We start from the raw sequence: 25,133 nt of genomic DNA on the forward strand, positions 1-25,133 counted from the left end.
TGAGGGGAGGGCCCCTGCGGGTACCTCCCTCGGCATGTCCGACGAGAAGAACCGCGCCGTGGCCGAGGCGATCCTCCCGCTGGTCGGCGGCGCCGCCAACATCCGCTCGGTCGCCCACTGCATGACCCGGCTGCGGCTGGGCCTGGCGGACCTCGCCCTGGTCGACCGGGAGGCGCTCGGCGCGCTGCCGGCCGTCCTGGGCACGGTCGAGGACGACACCTACCAGATCGTCCTCGGCCCCGGCGCCGTCGCCGGGGTCACCGCGCAGCTGCGGCAGATGCTGGCTTCCGGGGCCGGGGTGGCTGCCCCGCCGCCGCCCACCGCCGAGGACCTCGCCGGGCGCGGTGCGCGGATCCGGGAGGAGGCCCGGGTGCGCAACGCGACGCCGGTGAAGCGGGCGCTGCGCCGGGTCGCCGACATCTTCGTCCCGCTGATCCCCGCCCTGATCGGCTGCGGGATCGTCGCCGCCCTCTCCGGGGCGCTCGCCAACCTGGGCTGGGCGACCGGGCTGGTGCCCGCGCTGACGGCGGTCTCCTCAGGGTTCATGTCGCTGCTCGCCGTCTTCGTCGGCTACAACACGGCGAAGGAGTTCGGCGGAACGCCCGTGCTGGGCGGGGCCGTTGCCAGTGTGATCGGGTACGCGGGCGTCGCCAGGGTGGAGGCGTTCGGCCACCACCTCACCCCCGGGCAGGGCGGTGTGGTCGGGGCGCTGCTCGCCGCGCTGCTGGCCGTCCAGCTGGAGCGGTGGACCAGGCGGATCCTGCCCGCCGCGCTGGACATCCTGGTCACCCCCACGGTCACCGTCCTGTTCGGCGGGCTGGCCGCCCTGTTCGGCCTGATGTTCGTCGCCGGGGAGGTCTCCACCGGCATCGGTCACGCCGCCACCTGGCTGCTCGCCCATGGCGGACTGCTCGCCGGGCTGGTGCTCGGCGGCCTCTTCCTGCCACTGGTGATGCTCGGCCTGCACCAGGCGCTGATCCCGATCCACACCACCCTGATCCAGCAGCAGGGTTCCACCGTGCTGCTGCCGATCCTCGCCATGGCCGGGGCCGGGCAGGTCGGCTGCGCCGCGGCCGTCTACCTGCGGCTGCGCCACAACGCCTCGATCCGGGCGACCATCCGGTCCGCGCTGCCGGCCGGTCTGCTCGGCGTCGGCGAGCCGCTGGTCTACGGGGTGACGCTGCCGCTGGGCCGTCCGTTCGTCACGGCCTGCGTGGGCGGCGCGGCCGGGGGCGCCTTCGTCGGGGTGGCCGGCCAACTCGGCGACGCGGTCGGCTCGACGGCCGTCGGCCCGTCCGGCTGGGCGCTGTTCCCGCTGCTGGCCGGTCCGGACGGGATGGCCGCGAGCGCCGCCGTCTACGGTGGCGGGCTGCTGACCGGCTACGTGGTGGGCTTCCTGGCCACGTACTTGTTCGGGTTCACCCGGGAGATGCTCACCGAGTACGACGCGCCGGCGCCGGCGGCCCGGGACGTTCCGTAGGCCGACGCCCGGTGGCCGGGCGGTTCACCCGGCCTTGCTCCGGTCGATGAGGTCCTGGACGGAACGGGGGGCGGCGGAGCCGGACCGGCCCTTCCCCGCGGTGGAATCGTCGGTCAGGAGCCGAGCACGGCGACCGCGCGGGCGATGATCTCGGGGGCCTCGTCCGCGCGGGCGTGCCAGTGCGGCCGGTAGGTGCCGGCCGGGGCCGGGGCGGCGCCGCCGGTGAAGACGGCCATGGCCCGCTCGCCGGGGCGGATCAGTCCCTGCTCGACGGCGTCCAGGGTGCCGGCGAGGGAGTAGAGGCCGGCGCGTTCGCGCGGGGCGCCGTCGGGGTCGAGGGCGACGGTGACGCCGGCGCCCCGCAGCAGGGCGACGGCACGCGGTTCGAGCCGCAGGTAGCGGGCGTCGGCGAGCGCCCGGACGGTGCCGCGGGACTCGGCGCACAGCTCGCGCATCCGGCGGACCAGGTCCTCGGTGAGGGTGCGGCGGAACAGCGTGGGTTCGAGCGGCTCGGCCGCGGCGGGCGGGGCGGCCCGCCCGCCGTCGAGGCCGAGCGCGTGGACGAAGGGGGTCACCGCCTCCTGCTGGACGCCGAGGAAGCGCGGCACGGTGACGGCCTCGCCCGTGGCGCGCCGGATCTCCCGCAGGCCCCCGTAGAAGCCGAGCGGTCCGTATCCGCTGGACACGGCCTGGACGTGCCAGTCCCACCGCCGGCCCAGTTCGCGCCCGGCGTCCCGCAGGAAGTACGCGCGGAGCTTGTTGGCCCCGTCCTGGTCCGCGAGGGTGGGTGCGGCCGGGAGGCGCAGGGCCGCGGTGCAGTGCGCCAGCACCTCCTTGATCCGCCGCTCGGGTGCGTCCACCTCGACGAACTGCACGGAGTCGGTCTCGGCGAGCTCCGGGGTGATCCGGCGGCGGGAGGCCGGGGGGTGGAGGATCACCGCCCGCAGGCCGGTGTGGAGGGCGTAGGCGGCGAGGGCGTTGGCGGTGTTGCCCGAACTCTGGGCCAGCACCAGGGGCTGCTCGCGGCGCAGGCACTGGGCGACGGCGAGGCAGGTCAGCCAGGACTTGAAGGTGCCGGTGGTGTTGGTGGTGGAGAGGTCCAGCACATCGATGTCGACCTCGTGCTGCGGCGGCAGCCGGACGATCCGGCCGCCCTCCCGGAGGCTGCTGCGACGGAGCAGGGCGGGGTCGGCGGGCAGCCGGGCGGCGTACCTCCGGACGATCCGGTCCTGGGCGTAGATCTCCACGATGCGGTTCCGTGCTTCCCGTCGGCTGTCCTCGCGCCTCCTGCGGTGCGCGTCGTCGCGGGTCATCCAACCGCCGATCCCGCCGGATTCGGGGCCGGACCGGGCCGATGTCACCTGCACGAGTGATCATCGGCGCCGGGGTTCGCCGCCGGCCCGGTCCGCCGTCACACTGGGTCCGCCATCCGGGACGGAAGTGAGCACTCAGACGTGGACAGTTCGGACCTCGCGCGGATCACGCGGTTCGCTCGGCAGGACGTCGGCCGGTACCTGGCCGCCCACCCCGAGGGCCGCTACCCCGCTCCCCTCGTACGGGAGTTGGCGAGGCTCGGCGCCTTCGGAGCCACCGTCCCGGCCGAGTACGGCGGAGGCGGCTGGAGCCGGCGCCACGTGGCCGTGCTCGGCTACGAGTTGGGCCGCGCCTGGCAGCCGCTGGCGGGCCTGGTCGGCACCCACCTGAAGCTGTGCCGGCTCGTGCTGGAGCACGGCACCCCGGAGCAGCGGGGCGACTGGCTCGGGCCGATGGCGAGGGGCACGGCGGTCTTCGCACGCGCCTACCACGAGCAAGGCCTCGGCAGCCCGGCCGAGTTGCGCACCCTGGTGTCCCACCGGGGCGCGGTCGGGGTGCTGAACGGCCGCAAGAGCTGGGTGACCAACGCCCGGGACGCCGACCGGGTGGTGGCCGTCGCCCGCAGCGGGGATGCCGTGGTGGGCGTCATCGTCGACCCGGGGCGTCCGGGGGTGGCCGTCGGTCCGGAGCTGCCGCGACCGGGCATGCTCGGCGTATCGCTGGCCGAAATCACCTTCGACGACTACGAGTTCGACCCGGAGCGGGAGGTGCTCGGCGGTCGGTGGCACGATCTGACCGGGGCCCTGAACGGCCATGACGTGACCAGCTACGCGGCCCGGGCGGTGGGATCGGCGGACGCCGTCGTCGCGCATGCGCTGGCCTTCGCCCGGGCCGCCCTGGACGGACGCACGGCCGAGGCCGGGGGTGCGATCCGGCTGCGGGTGGGGGAGTTGGTGACCAGGCTCGCGGTGATGCGGACGGTCTGGCAGTCGCTGCTCGAAGCGGACGCGTCGGAGGCCCGTGCCCGTCCGGACGGGTCGGAGGCCCGTGTCGGTCCGGACGCCTCGGCGGGGATGACCTCCGAGGCGGCCAAGGTGTTCTGCACCGAGGCCCTCCAGGAGGTGGTCCGGGTGGCGGCCGCGCTCTGCGGCGGGGCCGGGTACGCCGCGCCGGACGGTGTCCTGGGGCGGCACTACCGCGATGCGCTGGCCCTGCTGATCGTGGGTGCGCCCAACGACGTGCTGCTGTCCCGCATCGGTGGGCGGGCACTGGGGGCCGGCTGACCGCTCCGGGTTCCGGGCGGGTTGCGCTGCGCCCCCTGCGGGCGGAGTGACGCTTCGTTATGTCCCCGTGACCTCCGGCGCCGCCCCGGCGGGTCTACCTTTGTCGACGCTCGGTCAACTCCACGCCCCCACAAGGGAGTAGCCATGTCCGAAGCCCGTCGGCGCACCCTCGCCGTGTCCACCGCCCTGCTGACCCTCCTGGGCACCGCCGCACCGGCCGTCGCCGCCACCGCGCCCGCCCTCGTCCAGGCCCCGCTCGCCCACCACGGCGGCGGCCTGCTGCAGAGCACCAGCGGCAACTGGTCCGGCTACGCCGCCACCGGCAGCCGGTTCACCAGCGTCAGTGCCAGCTGGGTGCAGCCCTCCGTGTCCTGCGCCGGGGCAGACACCTGGTCCAGTTTCTGGGTCGGTCTCGACGGCGACGGCAGCAACAGCGTCGAGCAGACCGGCACCGAGGCCGACTGCTCCAGCGGCTCCCCGGTCTACTCCTCCTGGTACGAGATGTACCCGGCCTACCCGGTCAACTTCAGCAACACGGTGCGGCCGGGCGACCACTTCACCGCGAGTGTCACCACCAACGGCAGCGGCTCCTTCACCCTCACCCTGCGCGACACCACGGCGGGCTGGAGCCGCACCGTCAACAAGTCCCTGAAGAACGCCGCCCTGGCCTCCGCCGAGGTGATCGCCGAGGCCCCCTCCAGCTCCACCGGGGTGCTCCCGCTGTCCGACTTCCACTCGGTCGCGTTCACCGGCGCCACCGTCAACGGAAACAGCCTGGGCGGCTTCAACCCGGACGCCATCACCATGGGCTCCGGCGGCACCACCAAGGCCACCACCTCCGGGCTGAGCGGCGGCAACGCCTTCTCGGTGACCTGGAAGCACAGCTGACGCCGGCCCCCTGAGCGTGCGGAAGGCCGCCGCCCCCCTCGTCTGGCTGAGGGGGACGGCGGCCTTGCGGATGCCGGAGGCTCAGCGGCCGCTCTCGGCCCGGGCCTTCGTCCAGGCGGCCTCGCGCAGCAGCCGCAGCCCGTTGAGGCCGACGATGACGGTCGAGCCCTCGTGGCCGAGGACGCCCAGCGGCAGCGGCAGGGTGGCGACCAGGTCCCAGACCACCAGCACGGAGATGCACACCGAGGCGATCACCAGGTTCTGCACCACGAAGGAGCGGGCCCGCCGGGAGAGCGCCACCACGGCGGGGACGGTGGCCAGTTCGTCCCGGACAATCACGGCGTCGGCGGTCTCCAGGGCGAGGTCGGAGCCGGCCCGGCCCATCGCGATGCCGGTGTGGGCCGCGGCCAGGGCGGGCGCGTCGTTGACGCCGTCGCCGACGACCAGGACCTTGCGTCCGGCGGCCTCCTGCGCTCTGACCGCGGTGACCTTGTCCTGGGGGAGCAGCCCGGCGCGGACGTCGGTGATGCCGACCTCGGCGGCCAGCCGGGCGGCGGCCCGCGGGTTGTCGCCGGTGAGCAGCGTCGGCGCGGTGCCGGTCAGCGCGGTCAGTGCGGTGACGGTGGCGGCGGCGTCCGGGCGCAGGCGGTCGGCGATGCCGAGCAGGCCGACCGGGACGCCGTCCACCGTGACCAGGACGGCGGTGCGGCCGCCCTCCTCCAGCTCGGCGGCGAGGGCGGGGACCGCCCGGTCGGTGGGGTGCGGCAGCCGGGCCGGGGCGCCGACCGCGACGGTGCGGCCGTCGACGGTCGCGGTGACCCCGATGCCCGGGGCGGAGGAGAAGCCCTCGGCGGTGGCGAGCGTCAGTCCCCGGGTGCGGGCGGCGTCGACGACGGCGCGGGCGAGCGGGTGCTCGCTGGGGTGCTCGGCAGCGCCGGCCAGCGCCAGCAGTTCCTCCTCGTCCAGGCCGGAGCCGGGCAGCGGGCGGACGTCGGTGACCCGGGGAGTGCCCTCGGTCAGGGTGCCGGTCTTGTCGAGGGCGACGGCGTCGGTCTGCCCGAGGCGTTCCATCACCACCGCGGACTTCACCAGCACCCCGTGCCGGCCGGCGTTGGCGATGGCCGACAGCAGCGGGGGCATGGTGGCGAGCACCACGGCGCACGGCGAGGCCACGATCATGAAGGTCATGGCCCGCAGCAGCGAGCCGGTGAAGGCCGCGCCGAGGGCGAGCGGCACCGCGAAGACGGCCAGGGTGGCGGCCACCATGCCGATCGAGTAACGCTGCTCGACCTTCTCGATGAACAGCTGGGTCGGGGCCTTGGTGCCGGAGGCCTCCTCGACCATGGCGACAATCCGGGCGATCACCGAGTCGGCGGCGTCCCGCTCGACCTTGACCCGCAGCGCGCCGGTGCCGTTGAGGGTGCCGGCGAACACCTCGTCGCCGGCCGCCTTGGCCACGGGCAGCGGCTCGCCGGTGATGGTGGCCTGGTCGACCTCGCTCGTGCCGTCCAGCACCCGCCCGTCGGCGCCGATCCGCTCGCCGGGCCGCACCAGGATGGTGTCGCCGACGGCCAGTTCTCCGGTCGGCACGTTCTCCTCGGTGCCGTCGGCCGGCAGCCGGGTGGCCGTCGTGGGCGCGAGGTCGAGCAGTCCGCGTACCGAGTCGGCGGTGCGGGCGGTGGCCAGGGCCTCCAGCGCGCCGGAGGTGGCGAAGATGACGATCAGCAGCGCGCCGTCCATCACCTGGCCGACGGCGGCGGCGCCGAGCGCGGCGACGATCATCAGCAGGTCGACGTCGAGGGTCTTCTCGCGCAGGGCCTGGAGGCCGGCCCAGGCGGGTTCCCAGCCGCCGGTGGCGTAGGCGAGGGCGTACAGCGGGCCCCAGGCCCAGGCCGGGGCGCCGGTGAGCTGGAGCGGGAGCGCGATCAGGAAGAGCACGGTCGCGGCGGCGGCCCAGCGGGCCTCGGGGAGGGCGAACACCCGGGTGCGGCGGCGTGGGGCGGTGTCGGGGCGCTGGGCGGCGGAGGGCGCGGGGCGCTCGATCAGGGTGGTGGGCATGCGGACGGGACCCTTCGGGGCAGGGCGGAGCCGGTGACTCACTCACCATACATGAACATATGAACGCGTCTTCATGTATGAGTTGTAGTATTGCCCGCATGGGTCATGGAGCCGCCCCCGCCACCGCCGTCCCGCACACCCGCCTGGACGAAGCCAGCGCCGCCAGGGTGGCCACCACCCTGCAGGCCCTGGCCACCCCCTCCCGGCTGCTGATCCTCTCCCGGCTGCGCGAGGGCCCCTGCGCGGCCACCGAACTCGCCGCCGAAGTCGGCCTGGAGCAGTCCGCCTGCTCCCACCAGCTCCGCCTGCTGCGCAACCTCGGCCTGATCGTCGGTCGGCGGGACGGCCGCTCGGTCGTCTACGCGCTCTACGACAACCACGTGGCCGCCCTGCTCGACCAGGCCGTCTACCACATCGAGCACCTGCGGCTCGGGCTCACCGACTGACCGCTCCTGATCAGCGCAGCTTCCACCCGGCGAGCAGGGCGGACTCCTGGTCCGGCGTCAGGGTCTGCGGCAGCGGCTCGAACGGCCGGATGTCGCGGGCGGTGTCCGCCACCGGGCGCAGGCGCAGCCCGGTGGCGAGGGCGGCAGCGGAATCGGCGGTGCTGGTGGCCCGGAGCAGCGGGTCGGTGGTCCACAGCGGCAGCGCGCGGTCCTGGACGCCGGCGCTCCGCAGGAAGTCCTCGGCCACCCAGGTGAGGGTGGTGCCGGGCGGGGCGACGGCCGAGGCGACGGCGTCGAGCAGCCCGCCGATGGTGGCGGTCGGGGGAGTCGCGGCGTGGAAGGGGCCGGAGGCACCCCGCTCCAGCAGGCCGAGCATCCAGTCGGCGAGGTCACGGGCGTCGACGGTCTGCAGCGGGGCGTCCGGACGGCCCGGCGCCAGCACCTCGCCGCCCCGTGCGAGCCGCCGCACCCAGTGGTCGAAGCGGTGGGTGTAGTCCTCGGGACCGATCACGTACGTCGGACGCACCAGCAGCGCGTCCGGGCCGAAGCGCTCCCGTGCCGTCCGCTCGCACTGCACCTTGAGGACGCCGTAGGAGGCGGCGCTGACCTCCCCGGGCTCCGGGCCGTCGGCGGGCCGCAGCGGGGAGTCCTCGGTGAAGCCGGGGGCGGCGGGGGTGTCGTAGACGGCCATGGAGGAGACCAGCAGGTAGCGCCCGGCGGCGCCGGGGTCCAGGGCGTCGGCCAACTGCCGTACCTGGCGCGGGAAGTAGGCGCTGACGTCCACGGTGGCGTCCCAGCCGAGACCGCGCAGCGCGGACAGGTCCGCGTCGCGGTCGGCGATCAGGTGGGTGGCCTCGGGCAGCAGGTGGGCGCCGGACCGGCCCCGGTGCAGCACGGTGACATCGTGTCCGGCGGCGAGCGCGGCCCGGGCGAAGTGGAGGCCGACGAACCGGGTGCCGCCCATGATCAGTATCCGCATCGGGCCATCGTTCCAGTTCTGCGCGGGCCCGGCCAGGGGCCGGGGCCGGACGCCTTCCGGGGCGGGCCCGCGCAGAACCGCGGCGGCCGGGGCGGCCTCCCTCACAGGGTGGCGAGGACGTTCTGGCGCAGCCCGTCGAGGACGAGGCCGTTGTCCAGCCGGACCCGGACCGTCACCTGCCGCCCCCGCTCCCGATGAGCGGCCCACTCCGGTTCCAGCGCGGCGATCTGGGTCGCGAGCCGCTCCCGGCTCGCGGCCGGCATGGTGTGCCCGTAGTCCTCGAAGAGTGCCTGGAGGCGCTGGTACTCGCGGACCGCCTCGCTCTCCGGGAGTTCGCCGTCCACCCGCTCGACGGTGCCCTCGATCCCGGCGCCCAGCGACAGGAACCCGACCACGGCCCCCGGCTCCCCGGTGACGGCCTCACCGATGCCGAGGTCCTCCGTCAGCCTGACGCGTCGGCCTTCCTCCAGGGTCATCCGTCCACTGCCTCTCGATCGATCGGTGCCGCGGGCGCGGTCGGCCGACGGTCCGGCCATTATCCGTCGGGCGGATCGGCTGGTGGGACCCGGTCGGACCCGGTCGGACCTGGTCGGCGGCGGATCACCGCCTCCGCGGCGCCGGGCCCTCCGCGCCGCGACCCCGCCGCCGCTGCCGGCCCCGGTACGGTGGCGGGCGGAGTCCGAGCAGTCCGAGCAGTCCGAGCGGACCGCCCGGGCGCTCGCCCATCTGCGGGCGGCCCGCGCGCCTGCGAGGGGCCCGACTGGCCACGGTGGAGGCCCTGCTGCTGCCGGCCGTGCTGCTCAAGCGGCTCCGCTTCCGCCCCGAGCCGGGCCACCGGGTGGTCCCGGTCGAACGCTTCGTCCTCTGGGCCGACCAGGACATCCGCATGCTGGTGACCCCGCGGGCCGCACAGGCCACCGGCTGAGTGCGACCGGGGCCCGTGCGCTGACGGTGGCTCAGGCGTAGATCCGGGCGTAGAGGTCCCGGATCTGGTCGGCGGTGGGCACGACGGGGTTGTTGGCGGGGGAGCCGGAGGCCAGGGCCTGGTCGGCCATCAGGGGGATGCGGGCGGTCCAGGCGTCCCGGTCGATGCCGTAGCTGCGGGGCGTGGGCACCTCCAGGTCGCGGCACAGGGCGCGGAGGGCGTCGACGAGCTTGTCGGCGGCCAGGTCGTCGGCGTCGGCGGGGGTGGCGGCGCCCAGGGCGCGGGCGCAGTCGGCGTAGCGGGCGCGGGCCGCGTGCACCGAGAAGGCCGTCACCGCGGGGAACAGCATCGCGTTCGACAGCCCGTGGGCGACGTGGAAGTGGGCACCGATGGGCCGGCTCATGCCGTGCACCAGGGCGACGCTGGAGTTGGAGAAGGCCAGGCCGGCCTGGGTCGCGGCGAGCATCATGGCCGCGCGGGCCACGGTGTCCGAGCCGTCCTCGTAGGCGCGGCGCAGATGGCGGCCGATGGTGCCGATCGCGGTGAGGGCGAGGCCGTCGGTGAAGGGGTTGGCCTTGCGGCTCACATAGGCCTCGACGGCGTGGGTGAGGGCGTCGATGCCGGTGTCGGCGGTCAGCCGGGGCGGCATCGACATGGTCAGCTCGACGTCGATCACGGCGGCCAGCGGCTGGAACGCCGGGCCCAGGCAGAGCATCTTCTCGTCCGTGTCGCTGTCGGTGATGACGGTGACCTGGGTCGCCTCCGATCCGCTGCCGGCGGTGGTGGGGACGGCGACCACCGGCAGGGCCGGACCGAGGTTGAGCCGCGGCGCCTTGTACTCGCGCATGTGGCCGCCCTGCACGGCGAGCAGGGCGAGGGCCTTGGCGCTGTCCATCGGGCTGCCGCCGCCGAAGCCGACGACCGAGTCCGCGCCGTGCTCCTGGAGGGCCTTCAGACCAGCCGTCAGGGAGTCGGTGGTCGGGTCGGGCACGGTGTCGGCGAACAGCCGGGGGCTCAGCCCGGCCCCGGTCAGCGCCGCCAAGAGCCGCTCCGCCGCGCCCGTCCGCACCAGGAACGCGTCGGTGACCAGCAGCGGCCGGCTCAGTCCCAGCCCCGCCACCACCTCGCCCAACTCCTCGGCGGCGCCCCGGCCGACACGCATGATCCGGGGCAGGGACAGGCTGGCGACCATGAGGGACCTCTCGACGCTGGGCGGGAAGGGCGGGGCGGGACGGAGGGCCGGCGGGGGTGCTTCCCCGGCCGGGCGGTTCCGACTGTGCCGTCCACGCGGGTGTGCGTTCAACCGCCAAACACGCAGACCCGGTGTGCGCGAATGCAGATAGCGTGGGCCCGTGCACTCCCGTTCCCGCCCGGCCGGTACGGACCCCGTTCCCTCCTCGCCCGGTGACCGCGGCGAATTCGACGCTCCCGGCCCCGACCCGCGCAGGCTCCGCGCCGACGACCTCCGCTACCTGCTCGCCGTCGCCCGGACCGGGCGGCTGGTGGCCGCCGCCTCCGCCCTCGGCGTGGACCACACCACGGTGTCCCGCCGGATCACCGCACTGGAGACGAGCCTCGGCGTGCGGCTGATGGAACGCGGCGCCGAGGGCTGGGCCCTCACCGACGCCGGAAAGGCCGTCTCGGAGGGCGCCCGCGCGATCGAGGACGCCCTCGACCACGTCGTCGACGCGGTGTCCGGCCAGCACGCGCCCTCGCTGCGCGGCACCGTACGGGTGAGCGCCCCGGACGGCTTCGGCACCCTCTTCGCCACCCCCGCGCTCGCCCGGGTGCGCCGCCGCCACCCCGGACTGCAAGCCGAACTCATCACCGCCACCCGCCAGTTGACCCTGCACCCGGCCGGCTTCGACCTCGCCCTGGCGATCGGGCGACCGCCCCGGAGCCGACTGGTCACCGAGCACCTGACCGACTACGCACTGGGCCTGTACGCCGACGACGGGTACCTCGCCCGGCGCGGTGCCCCCCGTACCCTCGCCGAACTGCGGGAACACGCACTGGTCTTCTACATCGAGTCGATGCTCCAGGTCGGCGACCTCGACATCGAACGCCACCTGCCGGGCGTCACCCCCGCGTTCTCCTCCACCAACGTCTTCGCCCAGCTCGAAGCCACCCGACTGGGCGCCGGCATCGGCGTGCTGCCGGCCTTCCTCGCCGAACGGGCCGGTCTGCGGCGGCTGTTGGCCGAGGAGGTGGACATCCGGCTGCCGATCACCCTGGCCGTCCGCCGTGAGGCGGTCACCCGCCCCGCCGTACGCGCGGTGCGCGACGCCCTGCACCGGGAGGTCGCCGACCGCGCCGCCGAACTGCTCCCGGAGTAGCTACTGCTGGAGCGCCGGCCGACCGGACAGCAGGCCCTCCAGGAACTCGCCGTGCTGGGGAAGCGGGACGATCAGGGTCTCCGGCGCCTCGGTGCGCTCCGTGAGCTCGGTGCGCTCGGTGTGCTCCGTGCGCAGGACCTTCGTCGGCTCCTCCGTCCGTTCCGCCCGTCCGGAGACCATCACGCCGACGGCGTCCGCGATCCGGGTCATCGCCTGCGGCTGCCCGGCGGCCACCGCCGACGCCGCACCCGACGCCGCAGCCTCGCCGCGCAGCCGATCGACCTCCGCCTCCAGCGTCGCCAGGCGCGCCCTCAGCTCGTCCAGCTCGCTCTTCTTCCCCATGGTCCAGGACCCTCCCCGGCCGCTCACAGCCCTCTGACGTGCCGTTCCACCCTATCCGGCCCCCTTCCTCCACTCTCCGCCGCCGTCCAGGGATCCTCCAGGACCGGGACGCACGGCGACAGCAACGGCTCGGTGTGCTCGGAGACCTCACCCCGGACCATCCGGAGGACGCGCACCTCGTTCCCCCGCCCCGGCGCCTCGTCATCGCGGACGTGCAGCAGACCGTACGACCCCGGTGCCCGCCGGCCGACCTCGCGGAAGAAGTCGAGGACCTCCGGATCGCGGTGATTCGCCTGACCGCCGAAGTGGACGAACACCGCGCCGTTCATCCACCGCAGATCCAGGAGGTACGGGCTCGCGATCTCCGCGATCCGCCGCTGGACGCCCTCCGCGATCACCCGCAGCCGGGCCTCCTCGACGCGGACGTCCTCGTCATCGGCTCCGGCACTCTCCAGGACGTTGACCCACCCGTGATATTCGAACACGGGGCGGCAGCCTACCCGGGGACCCCGGCGGACCTCCGGCGCTGACCCCACCAACCCGCTCTCCCACGCCGCGCTGATCCAGCTGCACATCGACGGGCGCCGGCCCGTCGCGGACGACGCCGACGCCGTTGACGGGGATGCGGAGTCGGACGCCATGAGCGGTCCGCACCCGGGCTCGGGTGCGGACCGCCGGCGGCCGGTGGCCGGGGGGGTCGGGTCAGGGCCGCGGCCGGGCGTCCGTGAAGTAGCCGAACAGGTCGACGATGATGTCGGTGCTGCCGACGTGGTTGTAGACGTCGACTTTGCCGTCCGCGCCGACCGGTGTGGTGACGTGGTTGGGCACGGTCTGGCCGGCCAGCAGGTTGAGGTTGCTGGTGCCGGGGCGCAGAGCGCCGTGGGCGTGCACGGTGAGGTAGCTGTCCTCGGTGGTGTTGGTGGACGTCACGTTGAGGACGGCGGCGCGGGCACCGGCTGGGATGCCGCCGACGACGGTGGTGCTGTCCGGGCCCGGCTTGGCGGACGTGCCGGCGCGGGTGTCGGTCAGGCGGACGGGCACGGTCGGCGTGTACGTGGCCTGGCCGCTCGGGGAGTAGTACCCGAAGACGTCGAGGATCGCGTGGGTGGAACCGGTGTGGTTGTACACGTTGACGGTGCCGTCCGGGCCGACCGGAACGATGACCTGGTTGGACTTGTCCTTGCCGGGCTCCGGGTTCAGGTTGGAGCTGACCGGCTTGGTCCCGCCGCCCGCGTACACCTTGAGGTGGGTGTCGGCGGTGGTTCCGGTGCTGGTCAGGTTGAGCACCACGGAGGTGGCGTCCGCCGGGACGCCGCCGACGCCCGCGACCTTCACCGCGCGCGTCTCGCCCGACCCGAGCTTGCGGTTCTCGCGGGTGTCCGCCAGTCGGTTCGGCGACAGCGGGGTGAACAGGTCACCGCCGTTGGGGCGGTAGAAGCCGACGACGTCGACGATCACCTCGGCGCGTCCGGCGTTGAGCAGGGTACTGATCCGCTTGGCGTCGCCGATCGGCACAGTGACCAGGTTGGACGAGGTGCGACCGGCCGCGACGTTCACGTTCGAGGTGGTCGGGCGGGCCTGACCGGTCGGCCAGACGGTGAGGTGGGTGTCTTCGGCGGCGTCGGTGACGGTCACGTTCAGGACGACGGTGGAGACGTTCCCCGGCACGCCGTCGGCGCCGGGCGCGGTGCCGGTCGGAAGCGTGAAGGGCACCTCGACGCCGGCCCTGAGGTCGAGGTTCGGGTCCTCGCGGGTGTCGGCGAGCCGGTACGGCTCCGTGCGCAGGAACCCGGTCGGGGCGTACGCGGCCCGGAAGGGGAGGGCGACGCTGCTGGTGCGGCCGGAGGTGTCGGTGACCGTCACCGTGACCGTGTAGTCGCCCGGGGAGGCGTAGCCGTGGACGACCGCGTCCAGGGTGTTGCGGGTGACGGCGGGGGAGCCGTCACCGTAGTCCACCACGACCTTGGAGACCGGCCACGGCGAGGCGGTTCCCGACGGGTCGAGCCGCACGCCCAGCGGCGGGGCGTCGGCGGTGTCGAACTGGTCCGGGACGACCTGCTGGACGGTGGCGCGGGCGGTCAGCGGCCCGGGGGTCGTGCTCTGCACCTGCACTCCGTACCCGCCGGTGAACGGCCGGCCGCTGCCGGTGTCCACGGTGACGTTCGCGGCGAAGGTGCCCGCCTTGGCGTAGGTGTGCTTGACGACCGGGGAGTTCGAGGTGACCACCGGGGTGCCGTCGCCGAAGTCGTAGCGGTAGGTCATCACGGAGGTCGGCCAGTGGACCTTCTCCGGACCGGTGGTCGCCGTCAGCGTGATCTCGGTGCCGTACGGGGCCCGCTGGTGGTCGGCCGTCAGTTGGGCCGACGATATCGGCTCCTGGCGCTCGGTCGCCCCGCGGTCGTGGTAGCCCAGGCCGGTGCCGAGGTTCGGCCGCCACGGGTCGTCGGCCGGGTGTGCGGCCGGCACGAAGCCCGGCGCGGTCTCGTCGGCGGAGTCGACGACCTCGCTGTTCACCTCGTTGCCGGTCTGCCAGCGCGGCACGACGTGGTCGTGCCGGCCGGCCCGGCCGTCCGTCGCGGCCGTGAGTGACTCGGGCGTCTGGTGCCGGGTGCCGGCCCAGTCGTACGGCGTACCGTTGCCGGAGTTCGTCCAGTACGGCGCGACGGTGTTCGATCCGGCCCGGGTGTCCTTCGCCGAGAGGGCGGAGACCGTGATCTCCGCGCCCGCGGGGTTCGGGCAGGAGAACGGCGCGGAGGGCGAGAAGTGGTTGCGCACCACGTTGTTGAAGAGGTTCGAGCCGGAGGAGTCGCCGGCCAGCTCGATGCCGGCCGTGCAGCCGTCGGCCACCGTGTTGTTGGTGAGGGTCGTTCCGGGGGAGTCGGTGACCTTGATCCCGGAGGCCTTGGCGCGAACCACGGTGACCCGGCTGGAGCCGGTGACCAGGACGTCCCGTGCGTCCATCGACTCCACGACGACGTCGTGCACACCGGACAGCCGCACATCGCCGCCCACCGCGCTGGCGCCGCCGGCCGCACCCCGGATGGTGACGGGCCGGCCGGGCTCGCCCGACTTCGTGACCACGGTGTCGGAGCCGAACGCGGACCTGGCCACCTCGACGGTCTGCCCCGGCAGCGCCGTCGCCGCGGCCGCGTTGACGGAGCAGAACGGCTTCGCCGCCGTCCCCGCTCCGGAGTCCGAGCACGCCGGGTCCCAGGCGTCGACCCGTAGCACCCCGGACGGCTCGTCAGCCGGTCCGGTGGTGGCGGCGGAAGCCGTGGTGGCGGCGGTGGGAAGGCCGCCGAGCACGGTGACGATGCCTGCGGCGAGCAGGCCCTTGGCGCGAGTGGGGCGCACGATGTGGTCCTCCGGAATAAGGACAGGGGTGTGACCCGGTGGGCAGGGCCCGGGCAGGCGGGTCAGCCCGCGTGGTTCGCAGGCGGACCAATTATGGCGGAGGCCCGGGCGGTGCTGATCACCCCCCCACTCACCTGCTGTTGTGAACCCGAGCGCGCTTGCCTCGGAGAAGGCCGTCGGGTTGGTGGATCTTCGCACGCCCGCCCGGGAGTTGGACCTGCTCCGGGGGCTACGGGTTCGGCGGCGTCCTGTGCAGCCAGCCCGGGTCGAGCCGGAGCACGGACGGCAGGAAGCGCTCGTCCGGATCGTCGGACTCGTGGCCGGGGCGCCGGGGCGCAGGCTCGCCCTTCATCCGGGCGAGTTGGGCCGAGGCCAGCGCGCGGACGTCGGCGGCGGACGGATCCCCGACCCACCCGACGGCCGGCGGCCAGTCCGGGAGCTTGGCCAGCTTCCTGGCCTTGCGCACGCACGCGCGCAGGAGGCGATGGGCCTCGGTGCGGGCCCCGGTGCGCAGGGCGTGCTGGGCCAGCCACAGGTGGAGCAGGTCCGGCCGGTCCACCGGCATCCCCGCCATGGTCCGCCCGTCCGGCAGGTCCGGCTCCAGTCCGGCGAGGATGGCCCGGCAGCCCAGGTGGAACAACTGCTCCGGGGTCAGGGACGGATGCACCTCGCGGACGGTCATCAGGGCCTCGCGCACCCGGGCCCGGTCGGCGTGCTCCTCCAGCCGCAGCAGCGCGAGGTAGGCGACCCGCTCGCGCACGTGCGGGCAGCCGAGTTCATTGGCCCGGGCGAAGTGCCGCCCGGCCCTGTCCAGGTCGCCGCTCTCGAGGGCGTCGTACCCGAGGTCGCACCACCAGTCCGCCTCCGAGCGCAACGGGCCGATGGCCACCAGCAGTTCCATCGGCGGCTGCTCCGGGTGGTAGTCCATCAGCATCCGGCGGATCCGGTGGGTGCTCTCCTCGTCGACGGGCCCGATCGTGCGGTACACGTCGGTCAGCCGCTCGGGCAGCGAGCGGCCGGTCGTGGACAGGGCCTCGTCCAGCCGGTCGTAGACCTGCCGCTCCAGCCGGTACGGCCAGCCGTCGCGGATCCAGCGCGCCAGCGCCTGGTCGACGAACTCGTCGGTCGCGAAGTCCAGTCCGTTCGCCGCCGCCTCGGCGAGGGGCGGCAGCGCCGCGTGGGGATCCTCCGCGACCGCCGTCAGCCACTGCTTGCGCACCAGGGGCAGCAGCCGGGCGCGCCGGCGCTCCGGGAGGTCCAGCAGCTGGAACACGCCCTCCAGCCGGAACCCGGCCCGCTCCGTCCGGTCGCTCCACCGGTACTTGGGGCTCCGGCGGTTCCGGAAGGACGGCTGATCCAGGTCCCAGAACATCGCCCTGATCCGCCACACCCCGACCCGTGCCATATCCGCCCCTTCCATGCCCCCTCCACGTCCGGCCCAGGGTAACGGCCGTGTGCCGGTGGAGTGTTCGGGCCCTCATGAGCCGGAGCGGCCGGGCAGGGCCGGTGACGGCCTCCGGCACGACGCCGGCTTCCCGATCCTCGGAGGCGCTCGCCCGCGGGCTACGGCCCGGTGACGGCGTCGTCGCCCAGGGCCCGGGCGGCGACGCCGAGTCGCCACGCCGCGATGTCGCGGTAGCGGATCGGCCCGGGGCCACGGCCGATGTTGCTGGCGACGAGGTGCAGGCGTTCGGCCTGCCACGGTCGGCCCACGAACCCGGTGAGCCCGGCCGCGGCCTGCGGAACGCTGACGGGATCGTCACGGCGGGACCGGGCCAGCGTCAGATGGGGGCGCAGCGGCCGGTCCCTGAACTCGATCCCGCAGGACCTGACCAGGCCCCGGACGTCGGCGGCGAGCAGTTGCAGCCCCTCCAGGTCCCCGTCGATCCCGCTCCACAGCAGACGCTGGTCGAAGTGGCCGCCGCCCCGCAGGCCCAGGTGCAGGGCGGGATGCGACGCGACGGGACGGGCCAGCGCCGACTGCAGCAGCGGCACCACCGTGGACGGCTGTTCGCCGAGGAAGGCCAGGGTGATGTGCCAGTCCTCGATCCGGTTCCACCGCAACCGCGGGTAGCCGGCGTAGGCGGGCTGCAGGGCCCGGGCCAGTTCGTCCTTGGCGTCGTCGGGCGGAGCCAGGGCCACGAAGACGCGGCGGGTCGGGGGTTCCGGGTGATCGTCCACGTGGGATTTCTAGCACCCCGGCGGTGGCCGCTGCCCACTGCACGGCTCCCGGCCGCCGTCCCCGGCCTGGCCGGTGACGTACGGGCGCGGGGGAGTCGACATGAGCTTCAGGTGATCGCCCGTCGCCCGTCGCCCGTCGCCCGCCGCCTGTCACCGTCACCGCCGCCCGTCACCGCTACGGGGGCCGACCGTGGTGACGGGCGGGTCAGGCGGCCGAGACGATCGCTCGGGTGACGGCCTCGACCGCCGGGGCGGGGCGGCCGGGAAGGCGTGCCACGAGGACCCGGCGGAGCTCCGGGGGCGCGCCTTCGACGTGCAGCAGGCTGACGCCGGGTGGCAGCACCGGTGAGAGCCGGGACGGGACGGTCGTCACGCCGAATCCGCCGGCGACCAGGTGGAGTTTGGTCAGCCAGTCCCGGGCCGAGTGGACGATGCGCGGTCGGGCGGGCAGGCCGGGCCAGACGCCGAGCAGCGGCTCGGAGGCCGAGGACGGGGTGGCGATCCAGGCGGCGTCGGCGAGTTCGTCGACGTGCACCGTGGTGCGGCCGGCGAACCGTCCGGTCGAGGGCGCCGCGATGACCAGGTCGGTGTCCGCGAGGGTCTCGACGTGCAGGCGCGGCGCCTCGCCGTCCAGCGGCCGGTGGGGCGGCCGGGAGGTCAGCACGGCGAGGTCGAGCGTGCCCGCGCGTAGCCTGCGGACCAGGGCGGGGGTGGTGCCCTCGCTGGTGGTGACCGCGATCCGCGGGTCGGCCGCGGCGAGGTGGGCGAGTGTGGCGGGCAGGATCGCCGCGCCGGCGCTGAGGAACACCCCGAGACGTACCGGCGGCGTCGGGGGGAGGGCGCCGGTGAGGTCGCGTTCGGCGGCCGCGAAGGAGTCGAGGATGGCGTGGGCGTGCCGCAGCAGGGTCAGGCCCGCCGGGGTGAGCCGCACCCCGTCCGGGCGGCGTTCGAACAGGGCGGTGCCGACGGTGCGTTCGAGGGCGGCGGCCTGCCGCGAGACGGCCGACTGGGTGTAGCCGAGTCGGGCGGCCGCCGCGGTGAAGCTGCCGGACTCGGCGATCTGTCGCAGGACGCGCAGGCCCACGCTGGAGATGTCCATGCGTCCTACGCATACCAGGGATGAGGGATCGTCGCTTCCCGCATGCACTCGGCGCTCCTAGTGTCGATCCCGACGGATCCAGGACGGACACGGACGGATCCCGACGGACACGCACGTACTCGGACGAACACGGACGCACTCGGAGGTCATTCACATGCGCGCAGCAGTTCTGACGCGGTTCGGCGCCCCGCTCACGGTGCGGGAGGTGCCCGATCCCGAGGCCGGCGGCGGTGAGCTGGTGGTCGAGGTCCTCGCCGCCGCGGTGGCTCCGTACGCGGGCGAGGTCTTCGGCGGTGCCCGGAAGTACCCCCTGGTGCCGCCCGTCGTCCCCGGCATCGGCGGCGTGGGACGGGTCGTCCACGTCGGCCCGGACGCCACCCGCCTGCGGGCCGGTGACCTGGTGTGGTGCGATGTGACGGTGCGCTCACGGGACGACGCCCTGACCCCCGACATCACGCTCCAGGGCTGGAGTTCGCGCGGCGAGGGCGGCGCCCGGCTCGCCCGTCACCTGCACGACGGTTCGTTCGCCGGGCTCATGCGGGTCCCGACCGAGAACGGCTACCCGCTGCCCGCCGCAGCCGGGGACGACCCGGCCCGCTGGGCCGCCGCTCTCGGTGTGTACACCATCCCCTACGGCGGTTTGCTGGCGGGCGAGTTGGCCGCCGGTGAGACGCTGCTCGTCAGCGGGGCCACCGGCAACCTCGGCAGCAGCGCGGTCGCGCTCGCGCTCGCCATGGGGGCCGGCCGCGTGGTCACCCCCGGCCGCAACCGGCCCGTACTCGACCTCCTCGCCGACCGGTTCGGCCCGCGCGTGCGCCCGGTCGCGCTGACCGGCGACGAGACCGCCGACCGCACCGCCATGACGGCCGCGGCCGACGGCCCGATCGACATGGTCATCGACCTGCTCCCGCCCGGCGCACCCAGCTCGGCGACCCGCGCGGCGGCCATGACCGTCCGCGAGTACGGCCGCGTCGTCCTGATGGGCGGCGTCGGCATGCTCGGCGGAGACGACCTCGCGCTCCCGTACCCGTGGATCATGCGCAACTCGATCACCGTGCGCGGGCAGTGGATGTACCCGCGCACGGCGAACGTCGGCATCATCCGGCTGATCGCCTCCGGCGCCCTGGACCTCGGCCCCGAACGGGTCCGCACCTTCGGCCTCGACGCGGTCAACGAGGCCGTCGGGTACGCCGCCGCGCACGGCGGCCCGTTCGACCGCACCGTCCTCACGCCGCAGTCCGGCTGACCGCACCGTCCGCACCCACCGGCCGGCTGACGGGACCGGCCGGTGCCCGCACCCGCCTGCCCGCAGGGCGTCGCCCGGGCCCGGAAGGCGCGTCAACGCATCCCCGGGCCTTCCCGCGATCGCCCGGCACCGCCCGGCATCGTTCGGAGCACCCGCGCGACCACGGAGCACCCGCGCGACCACCAGGCGGTGCTCAGCGGTCCGGGACGGTGTACGCGGCGCGGACGCCGCCATAGACGGGGAGTTCGGAGGCGGTCAGGTAACCCGAGTCCGGGCCGGCGAGGTCGCCGTGGGCCCGCCGCGTGCCCGAGCCAGGGGGGCGCCCGTGACGGCGGGTGACACCGTGCCGGATGATGTGCGACGCTGCAGTTCGCGCGCCGTCGCGCGCGCGGGACCGGGGGGTTCGGATGAGTGGTGGGTCGCCGTCGGGTACGCGCGGACGGTGGAGCCGGCCGGCGGGGGTGCTGCTGGTCGTCGGCGGGCTGCTGACGGCTGCCGCGGCCCTGCGGCCCGAGGGCGGACTGCTGGGGACGGCGGCGAGCGGGCCGGTGAGCGGTCTCGGGTCCGTGGTACTGATCGGGCTGGGCTGGGCCGCGCTGGTCGGCAGGTTCGCGGTGCGCTTCCGTGAGGAGGTCCGCCACCTCGACGGGCCGACGCCCCGGGCCGAACGCCTGCGGGCGGCGGCCATGCGCCTGCTGCCCCTGGCCGCCGCCGCGGTGCCGGTCCTGCTGCTGGTCCTGAACCGCCGGGCCGCTCCGGGGCAGCCGAGGCTGCCCCATGAGCTGGTGGTGCCCACCGTCAGGCCTGTCCCGCCGACCCCACCGGACAGGACGCCCGCACCGGACGTGCTGGGCGTCGGCCTGGGGCTCGGCGCGTTGGCCGTCGCCCTGCTCCTGCTGGCCGCCACGGTCGCGCTCCTGGTCGGGCTCGTCGCCCTGCGCCGACGGCGGGCCGAGAAGGTGCCGACGGTGCCGCCCGCCGTGGTCGCCGCCGGGCCCGCGAGCCCGGAGGACGCTCTCGCCGAGGCCGTCACCTCCGGTCGCAGGGCACTGGAGGGAACGGACGCCCGGGCGGCGGTGATCGCCTGCTACGCGGCGATGGAGGGCTCGCTGGCCGACTCCGGTCTGCCCCGGCACGCCTGGGAGAGCCCGACGGATCTGCTGCTGCGCGCGCTGTCCGACGAGCGGATCGACGCCGCCGGGGCCCGGGAGCTCACCGCGCTGTTCCGCGAGGCCCGGTACTCGAGCCACCGGATGGACGACGACCAGGTGCGCCGGGCCCGTACGGCGTTGGACGCCATCGCCGCCCGGCTCGCGGACTCCGTGCCCCCGGTCGCCGACGGGGCACCTGCCGAGGGAGACCAGCGATGAGTGGTGCGGCGCCGCGCGGCGCCGGAACGGAGCGCGAGCTCGCCCGCCCCGGCTCGGTGCGCCACAGCCTGATCGAGCTGGCCGTGCCCGCCGTCCTCGCCGAGGTCCTGTTCGCCCTGGTCGGCGGCTGGCCCGGGGCGGGGGCCGGCGCGGCCCTGCTGGCCGTCACCGGTCTGCTGGTCGCCCGCCGGGTGGCCGGGGCGGGGGCCGAGGGCTTCTCGCTGCGCCGCCGGCCGCGGCAGATGGACGTGTACGAGCACGGCCTCGGCGACTGGCGCTGGACGGTCCGCCAGGGCCTCGACCCCCAGGGCGACTCCGCACCGCTGCGCGCCCGGCTCCAACGGCTGTACGCGGTACGGCTGGCGGAGGTGCACGGGGTGAACCTGCCCGCCGACCGTGACCGGGCGGCCGAACTCGTCGGGCCGAGGCTGTGGCCGTGGATCGACCCCCTGTCGCCCATGCCGGCCGGGGTCTTCCCGGTGGAGGTGCTGCGCGAGCTGGTCGACCGGCTCGACTCCCTGTGAGCGCCCGTCACCCCCTGGCCCCCGTACCGATCCCCGCACCGACCGCGGTACCGATCCCCGCATCGACCGCCGTAGCGGTCCCCGCACCGACCCCCCGTCCGAGCACCACACCCAGCGACCGAATCGTTTCCGCAGGAGCGACATGTCCGACCTCTCCACCCGCCCCCACCGCCCCGCCGACGCCCCGACCGCGCCCCCGCTGACCCCGCAGCAGGCCGGAGAACGGGCCCGCGCGGTGCTCGCGGAGATCGAACGGGCGGTCGTCGGCAAGCCCGAGGCGCTGCGCCTGGTCATGCTCGGCGCCCTCGCCGGCGGGCACGTCCTGATCGAGGACCTGCCCGGGCTCGGGAAGACCCTGCTGGCCCGCTCGTTCGCGACCACACTCGGCCTGGACTTCCGCCGGATCCAGTTCACCCCCGACCTGCTGCCCTCCGACGTCACCGGCGCGCCCTTCTACGAGCGCAAGACCGGCGAGATGGTGTTCCGGCCCGGCCCGCTGTTCACCCAGCTCCTGCTGGCCGACGAGATCAACCGGACCCCGCCCAAGACCCAGGCCGCCCTGCTGGAGGCGATGGCCGAGGGCCAGGTCTCCGTCGACGGCGCCACCCGCCGGCTGCCGGACCCCTTCCTGGTCATCGCCACCGCCAACCCGATCGAGTACGAGGGCACCTACTCGCTGCCCGAGGCCCAGCTCGACCGCTTCCTGCTGCGCGTGCGCATGGGCTACCTCCCCACCGCCACCGAGGCGGCGATGCTGCGCGCCCGGATCGGCCGCGCGGCCCCCGAACCGGTCCTGGAGACCGTGGCCGGCCCGGCGGAACTGCTCGCCATGCGGGCCGCGGTGGAACGGGTCGAGGTCGACGACGACCTGGTCGACTACGTCATCGCCCTCGTCGACGCCACCCGCAAGGACCAGCAGATCCAGGTGGGCGCCTCGCCGCGCGGCGGCCTCGCGCTGATCCAACTGGCCCGTGCCCGCGCCATGCTGGAGGGCCGCGACTACCTCACCCCCGAGGACGTCAAGGCGCTCGCCGGGCCCGCCCTGGCCCACCGCATCACGCTCAAGCCGGAACTGTGGGTGCGCCAGATCGAGGCGGACGACGTGCTGGCGCGGCTGGTCGCCTCCGTCCCGGCGCCGCAGACCCTGCCCCGCGCGGTGGCACCGTGAACCCTGCCCCGGAGCAGACCTCCGCCGCCGGGGAGCCCAACGGCACCGACCGCCGCGCCGAGCGCGCCCGGGCCCTGGCCGTCGCCCGCAGCGTCCGGGCGAGCGCCGCCGGTCTGCCGGACAGTCCGCCGTCACCGCACTGGCGGCCCGGCGAGCAGACCCTGCGCCTGCTCACGGTGGCCACCGTCGCGGCCGTCGCCGCCCTGCTCACCGGCCACGCCTGGCTGCTCGCCCCGGCCGCCTTCGCCGCCGTGCTGCTCGCGCTCGCCGCCGGCCGCCCCACGCGGCTGTCCGCCCGGAGCACCGCCCGACCACAGCGCTGCTTCGAGGGCGAGCCCGTCACCGTGCACGTCACCGTGGATCACGACGGCCGGATCGGCGTGCCCGAACCCACCGTGTCGCTCGGCCCCGGCCTCGCCCTGGACGCCCTGACCGTCACCCCGACCGGTGTCGACCTCGTCCTCCACGCCGACAGCTGGGGCCGTCGCCACCTCGGCGTCGTCGACGTCGACGTGCCCGACGCCCGGGGCCTCACCCGCCGCACCGTCCGTACCGACCTCGGCACCGTCGACGTCTTCCCCGTCCCCGACGCCGCCCGCCTCACCCCGATCCCGGTCCGCCTGCCCGAACGGATCGGCGAACACACCACCGCCCACGAGGGCACCGGCGTCGAGGTCGTCGGCGTCCGCCCGCACGTGCCCGGCGAACGGCAACGCCGGATCCACTGGCCGTCCACGACCCGCCGCGACGCCGTCCAGATCAACCAGTTCGCCGCCGAACGCGCCGTCGACGCGGTCGTCCTGCTCGACACCCTCGCCGACTACCTCGACACCGCCACCGGACGGCGCAGCCTGGACGAAACCCTGCGTGCCGCCACCGGCCTGACCCGCGCCTACCTGCGCCGACACGACCGGATCGGCCTCGTCGCGGTCGGCGGGCAGCTGCGCCAGCTCACCGCCGCCGGCGGGGACCGGCAGTTCTACCGCATCGTGGAGAGCGTGCTGGAGGCCCGCCAGGACCGCCCCCGACGCGGCCCCCTCCCACCCCTGCCGCTCGCGGCCCTGCCCGGCCACGCCCTCGTCTACGCCTTCACCCCCCTCGCCGACCAACGCATCCTCGACGTCCTCGGCCGGATCCGCGAACGCGGCAACCCCCTCGTCGTCGTGGAGATCCCGGCCGGAGAACCGGCGGCCCGGCCCGACGACGAGACCGACGCCCTCGCGCTGCGCCTGTGGCGCGCCGAACGCGAGGCGATGCGCGCCACCCTGCGCGGTCGGGGCATCCCGGTGGTCGGCCACACCCCCGGCGAAGCCCTGGACCTGGCCCTCGGACCCCTGCTGCGCCGCCGCATCGTGGGGGCCGGCCGATGACCCTCCCCTCGACGACTGCTCCGAGCGCTTCGGCCGGTCCGAGGCGCGCCGCGAAGCCGGGGCGGTCGGCCCGCAGCACCGCCCTCTCCCCGGGCCTCCAACGCGCCGCCCTGCGCGCCACCGGTACCGTCCTGGCCCTTGCCGCCGCGGGCACCGGAACCGGCACGCTCACCGACCGGTTGGGGCCCGTCTGCCTCCTGCCGATCGCCGCCGTCGCCCTGTGGGCTGCCGTCCCCGCACCGGACGGCCCGACCCCGACGAGGCGGCTCGCGCGCCTGGCCGCCACCCGTACCACCCTCCTCGCCGCCGGAGCCGTCCCGCTCGCCGCCCTCGGCGACCCGTCCTGGTGGCGGGCGCTCGCGGTGACCGTCCTGCTCGCCGGCTACCTCCTGGTGCTCGACGCGCTCGGCCCCCACCGCCCGACCATCCGCCCCGCCACCGCGGCCGCCGCCCTCACCGCCGCACTGCTGGTCCTGCCCCCGGCCTTCGCCCCTACCGCGGCGGGCGAGTGGTCCCGCCCACTCGCCGTACTGGGCCTGACCGCGGCCGCCGTCGGTGTGGCCCTCGCCCTGCGCCCGGAGCGCACCCCACCCCAGGCCCCGCCGGACCAACAGCCGCACGACGACCGCCCGTCCGCCGGCTGAGGCCCCGACCGCCGGCCGACCGACGGTGGGGGCGCGGTGCCGGGCTTGTCCCAGCCCAAGGGGCCGTCCGGACCTGGGGCACCGGATCCTGCCGGTGGTTCGGGCAGGTGGCCGGCGGCGTAGGCG

The 25,133-nt window shown here is 75.1% G+C and carries 23 protein-coding genes; 12 read left to right on the forward strand and 11 right to left on the reverse strand.

Annotated elements, in window-relative coordinates; translation table 11 throughout:
* Window positions 1-34: 34 nt before the first annotated feature.
* A complete protein-coding gene (locus tag ACZ3YL_RS20420) occupies window positions 35-1,480 on the forward strand; it encodes a PTS transporter subunit EIIC (protein WP_465658868.1) in 1,446 nt (481 codons plus the stop codon).
* Window positions 1,481-1,593: 113 nt separating this feature from the next.
* Here the strand turns inward: ACZ3YL_RS20420 and ACZ3YL_RS20425 are convergent, their stop codons facing one another.
* On the reverse strand, window positions 1,594-2,793 hold the full coding sequence (locus tag ACZ3YL_RS20425; protein WP_465658870.1) for a pyridoxal-phosphate dependent enzyme: 1,200 nt from the start codon (window positions 2,791-2,793) through the stop codon (window positions 1,594-1,596).
* Window positions 2,794-2,934: 141 nt separating this feature from the next.
* Here ACZ3YL_RS20425 and ACZ3YL_RS20430 point away from each other — a divergent pair, with 141 nt between their 5' ends.
* Both ACZ3YL_RS20430 and ACZ3YL_RS20435 read left to right on the forward strand, forming a co-directional pair.
* On the forward strand, window positions 2,935-4,077 hold the full coding sequence (locus ACZ3YL_RS20430; protein ID WP_465658872.1) for an acyl-CoA dehydrogenase family protein: 1,143 nt from the start codon (window positions 2,935-2,937) through the stop codon (window positions 4,075-4,077).
* Between the two features lie 144 nt (window positions 4,078-4,221).
* A complete protein-coding gene (locus ACZ3YL_RS20435; RefSeq protein ID WP_188302948.1) occupies window positions 4,222-4,965 on the forward strand; it encodes a G1 family glutamic endopeptidase in 744 nt (247 codons plus the stop codon).
* A gap of 81 nt (window positions 4,966-5,046) precedes the next feature.
* Here ACZ3YL_RS20435 and ACZ3YL_RS20440 read toward each other — a convergent pair whose 3' ends face one another.
* Window positions 5,047-7,023 carry a heavy metal translocating P-type ATPase gene (locus ACZ3YL_RS20440; protein WP_188302949.1) on the reverse strand — a complete coding sequence of 659 codons (1,977 nt, stop codon included), beginning with the start codon at window positions 7,021-7,023 and terminating at the stop codon, window positions 5,047-5,049.
* 98 nt (window positions 7,024-7,121) lie between these two features.
* Here ACZ3YL_RS20440 and ACZ3YL_RS20445 point away from each other — a divergent pair, with 98 nt between their 5' ends.
* On the forward strand, window positions 7,122-7,469 hold the full coding sequence (locus tag ACZ3YL_RS20445; RefSeq protein ID WP_188302950.1) for an ArsR/SmtB family transcription factor: 348 nt from the start codon (window positions 7,122-7,124) through the stop codon (window positions 7,467-7,469).
* 10 nt (window positions 7,470-7,479) lie between these two features.
* Here the strand turns inward: ACZ3YL_RS20445 and ACZ3YL_RS20450 are convergent, their stop codons facing one another.
* Both ACZ3YL_RS20450 and ACZ3YL_RS20455 read right to left on the reverse strand, forming a co-directional pair.
* Window positions 7,480-8,448 (reverse strand): NAD-dependent epimerase/dehydratase family protein, encoded by a 969-nt coding sequence (locus ACZ3YL_RS20450; protein ID WP_188302951.1) that lies wholly within the window; start codon window positions 8,446-8,448, stop codon window positions 7,480-7,482.
* A gap of 101 nt (window positions 8,449-8,549) precedes the next feature.
* Window positions 8,550-8,924, reverse strand: a complete 375-nt coding sequence (locus tag ACZ3YL_RS20455) for a hypothetical protein (protein ID WP_465658876.1) — start codon at window positions 8,922-8,924, stop codon at window positions 8,550-8,552.
* 293 nt (window positions 8,925-9,217) lie between these two features.
* Between ACZ3YL_RS20455 and ACZ3YL_RS20460 the strand changes: the two genes are divergently transcribed.
* Window positions 9,218-9,373 carry a hypothetical protein gene (locus tag ACZ3YL_RS20460; protein WP_465658879.1) on the forward strand — a complete coding sequence of 52 codons (156 nt, stop codon included), beginning with the start codon at window positions 9,218-9,220 and terminating at the stop codon, window positions 9,371-9,373.
* A 31-nt stretch (window positions 9,374-9,404) separates the two neighbouring features.
* On the opposite strand, the gene ACZ3YL_RS20465 is transcribed toward ACZ3YL_RS20460, so the two are convergent.
* Complete coding sequence (locus ACZ3YL_RS20465; protein WP_465658881.1) at window positions 9,405-10,565, reverse strand: iron-containing alcohol dehydrogenase; 1,161 nt, start codon at window positions 10,563-10,565, stop codon at window positions 9,405-9,407.
* Window positions 10,566-10,725: 160 nt separating this feature from the next.
* Between ACZ3YL_RS20465 and ACZ3YL_RS20470 the strand changes: the two genes are divergently transcribed.
* The gene (locus ACZ3YL_RS20470; protein ID WP_188302954.1) at window positions 10,726-11,709 is read left to right on the forward strand and encodes a LysR family transcriptional regulator; all 984 of its coding nucleotides are present in this window, start codon (window positions 10,726-10,728) and stop codon (window positions 11,707-11,709) included.
* On the opposite strand, the gene ACZ3YL_RS20475 is transcribed toward ACZ3YL_RS20470, so the two are convergent.
* From ACZ3YL_RS20475 to ACZ3YL_RS20500, 6 genes are all read right to left on the reverse strand, one after another.
* On the reverse strand, window positions 11,710-12,051 hold the full coding sequence (locus ACZ3YL_RS20475) for a hypothetical protein (protein WP_465658883.1): 342 nt from the start codon (window positions 12,049-12,051) through the stop codon (window positions 11,710-11,712).
* Between the two features lie 23 nt (window positions 12,052-12,074).
* A complete protein-coding gene (locus tag ACZ3YL_RS20480; protein WP_465658885.1) occupies window positions 12,075-12,536 on the reverse strand; it encodes an Imm7 family immunity protein in 462 nt (153 codons plus the stop codon).
* A 217-nt stretch (window positions 12,537-12,753) separates the two neighbouring features.
* Window positions 12,754-15,405 (reverse strand): PKD domain-containing protein, encoded by a 2,652-nt coding sequence (locus tag ACZ3YL_RS20485; protein ID WP_465658887.1) that lies wholly within the window; start codon window positions 15,403-15,405, stop codon window positions 12,754-12,756.
* A gap of 229 nt (window positions 15,406-15,634) precedes the next feature.
* The gene (locus ACZ3YL_RS20490; RefSeq protein ID WP_465658889.1) at window positions 15,635-16,825 is read right to left on the reverse strand and encodes a hypothetical protein; all 1,191 of its coding nucleotides are present in this window, start codon (window positions 16,823-16,825) and stop codon (window positions 15,635-15,637) included.
* Window positions 16,826-16,968: 143 nt separating this feature from the next.
* Complete coding sequence (thpR, locus tag ACZ3YL_RS20495) at window positions 16,969-17,586, reverse strand: RNA 2',3'-cyclic phosphodiesterase (protein ID WP_188302959.1); 618 nt, start codon at window positions 17,584-17,586, stop codon at window positions 16,969-16,971.
* Between the two features lie 205 nt (window positions 17,587-17,791).
* Entirely contained in the window at window positions 17,792-18,685 is an 894-nt protein-coding gene (locus tag ACZ3YL_RS20500; protein ID WP_465658890.1) for a LysR family transcriptional regulator, read from the reverse strand.
* 154 nt (window positions 18,686-18,839) lie between these two features.
* Between ACZ3YL_RS20500 and ACZ3YL_RS20505 the strand changes: the two genes are divergently transcribed.
* The 6 genes from ACZ3YL_RS20505 to ACZ3YL_RS20530 all read left to right on the forward strand — a co-directional run bounded on the left by ACZ3YL_RS20505 (window position 18,840) and on the right by ACZ3YL_RS20530 (window position 25,007).
* Window positions 18,840-19,931 (forward strand): alcohol dehydrogenase catalytic domain-containing protein, encoded by a 1,092-nt coding sequence (locus ACZ3YL_RS20505; RefSeq protein ID WP_188302961.1) that lies wholly within the window; start codon window positions 18,840-18,842, stop codon window positions 19,929-19,931.
* Between the two features lie 461 nt (window positions 19,932-20,392).
* Window positions 20,393-21,301 carry a DUF4129 domain-containing protein gene (locus ACZ3YL_RS20510; protein ID WP_465658892.1) on the forward strand — a complete coding sequence of 303 codons (909 nt, stop codon included), beginning with the start codon at window positions 20,393-20,395 and terminating at the stop codon, window positions 21,299-21,301.
* Window positions 21,298-21,825 carry a hypothetical protein gene (locus ACZ3YL_RS20515; protein ID WP_188302963.1) on the forward strand — a complete coding sequence of 176 codons (528 nt, stop codon included), beginning with the start codon at window positions 21,298-21,300 and terminating at the stop codon, window positions 21,823-21,825. Before ACZ3YL_RS20510 ends, ACZ3YL_RS20515 begins: the two co-directional genes overlap by 4 nt.
* Window positions 21,826-21,967: 142 nt before the next feature.
* Window positions 21,968-22,993: an AAA family ATPase gene (locus tag ACZ3YL_RS20520; RefSeq protein WP_188302964.1), complete on the forward strand. Its 1,026-nt coding sequence runs from the start codon at window positions 21,968-21,970 to the stop codon at window positions 22,991-22,993.
* Complete coding sequence (locus ACZ3YL_RS20525; RefSeq protein ID WP_465658894.1) at window positions 22,990-24,363, forward strand: DUF58 domain-containing protein; 1,374 nt, start codon at window positions 22,990-22,992, stop codon at window positions 24,361-24,363. Before ACZ3YL_RS20520 ends, ACZ3YL_RS20525 begins: the two co-directional genes overlap by 4 nt.
* Window positions 24,360-25,007, forward strand: coding sequence for a hypothetical protein (locus ACZ3YL_RS20530; RefSeq protein ID WP_188304523.1), 648 nt, complete (start codon window positions 24,360-24,362; stop codon window positions 25,005-25,007). The genes ACZ3YL_RS20525 and ACZ3YL_RS20530 overlap by 4 nt, the downstream gene beginning before the upstream one ends.
* Window positions 25,008-25,133: the final 126 nt, after the last annotated feature.

The organism is Kitasatospora sp. NPDC023176, from assembly GCF_055560495.1.

Bases quoted from the DNA above. Each gene is read 5' to 3' on its own strand.
- ACZ3YL_RS20515 (WP_188302963.1), top strand. From the start codon at position 21,298: ATGAGTGGTGCGGCGCCGCGCGGCGCCGGAACGGAGCGCGAGCTCGCC.
- ACZ3YL_RS20440 (WP_188302949.1), bottom strand. From the start codon at position 7,023: ATGCCCACCACCCTGATCGAGCGCCCCGCGCCCTCCGCCGCCCAGCGC.
- ACZ3YL_RS20435 (WP_188302948.1), top strand. From the start codon at position 4,222: ATGTCCGAAGCCCGTCGGCGCACCCTCGCCGTGTCCACCGCCCTGCTG.
- ACZ3YL_RS20445 (WP_188302950.1), top strand. From the start codon at position 7,122: ATGGGTCATGGAGCCGCCCCCGCCACCGCCGTCCCGCACACCCGCCTG.
- ACZ3YL_RS20500 (WP_465658890.1), bottom strand. From the start codon at position 18,685: ATGGACATCTCCAGCGTGGGCCTGCGCGTCCTGCGACAGATCGCCGAG.
- ACZ3YL_RS20425 (WP_465658870.1), bottom strand. From the start codon at position 2,793: ATGACCCGCGACGACGCGCACCGCAGGAGGCGCGAGGACAGCCGACGG.
- ACZ3YL_RS20520 (WP_188302964.1), top strand. From the start codon at position 21,968: ATGTCCGACCTCTCCACCCGCCCCCACCGCCCCGCCGACGCCCCGACC.
- ACZ3YL_RS20505 (WP_188302961.1), top strand. From the start codon at position 18,840: ATGCGCGCAGCAGTTCTGACGCGGTTCGGCGCCCCGCTCACGGTGCGG.
- ACZ3YL_RS20455 (WP_465658876.1), bottom strand. From the start codon at position 8,924: ATGACCCTGGAGGAAGGCCGACGCGTCAGGCTGACGGAGGACCTCGGC.
- ACZ3YL_RS20450 (WP_188302951.1), bottom strand. From the start codon at position 8,448: ATGCGGATACTGATCATGGGCGGCACCCGGTTCGTCGGCCTCCACTTC.
- ACZ3YL_RS20490 (WP_465658889.1), bottom strand. From the start codon at position 16,825: ATGGAAGGGGCGGATATGGCACGGGTCGGGGTGTGGCGGATCAGGGCG.
- ACZ3YL_RS20475 (WP_465658883.1), bottom strand. From the start codon at position 12,051: ATGGGGAAGAAGAGCGAGCTGGACGAGCTGAGGGCGCGCCTGGCGACG.
- ACZ3YL_RS20530 (WP_188304523.1), top strand. From the start codon at position 24,360: ATGACCCTCCCCTCGACGACTGCTCCGAGCGCTTCGGCCGGTCCGAGG.
- ACZ3YL_RS20420 (WP_465658868.1), top strand. From the start codon at position 35: ATGTCCGACGAGAAGAACCGCGCCGTGGCCGAGGCGATCCTCCCGCTG.
- ACZ3YL_RS20465 (WP_465658881.1), bottom strand. From the start codon at position 10,565: ATGGTCGCCAGCCTGTCCCTGCCCCGGATCATGCGTGTCGGCCGGGGC.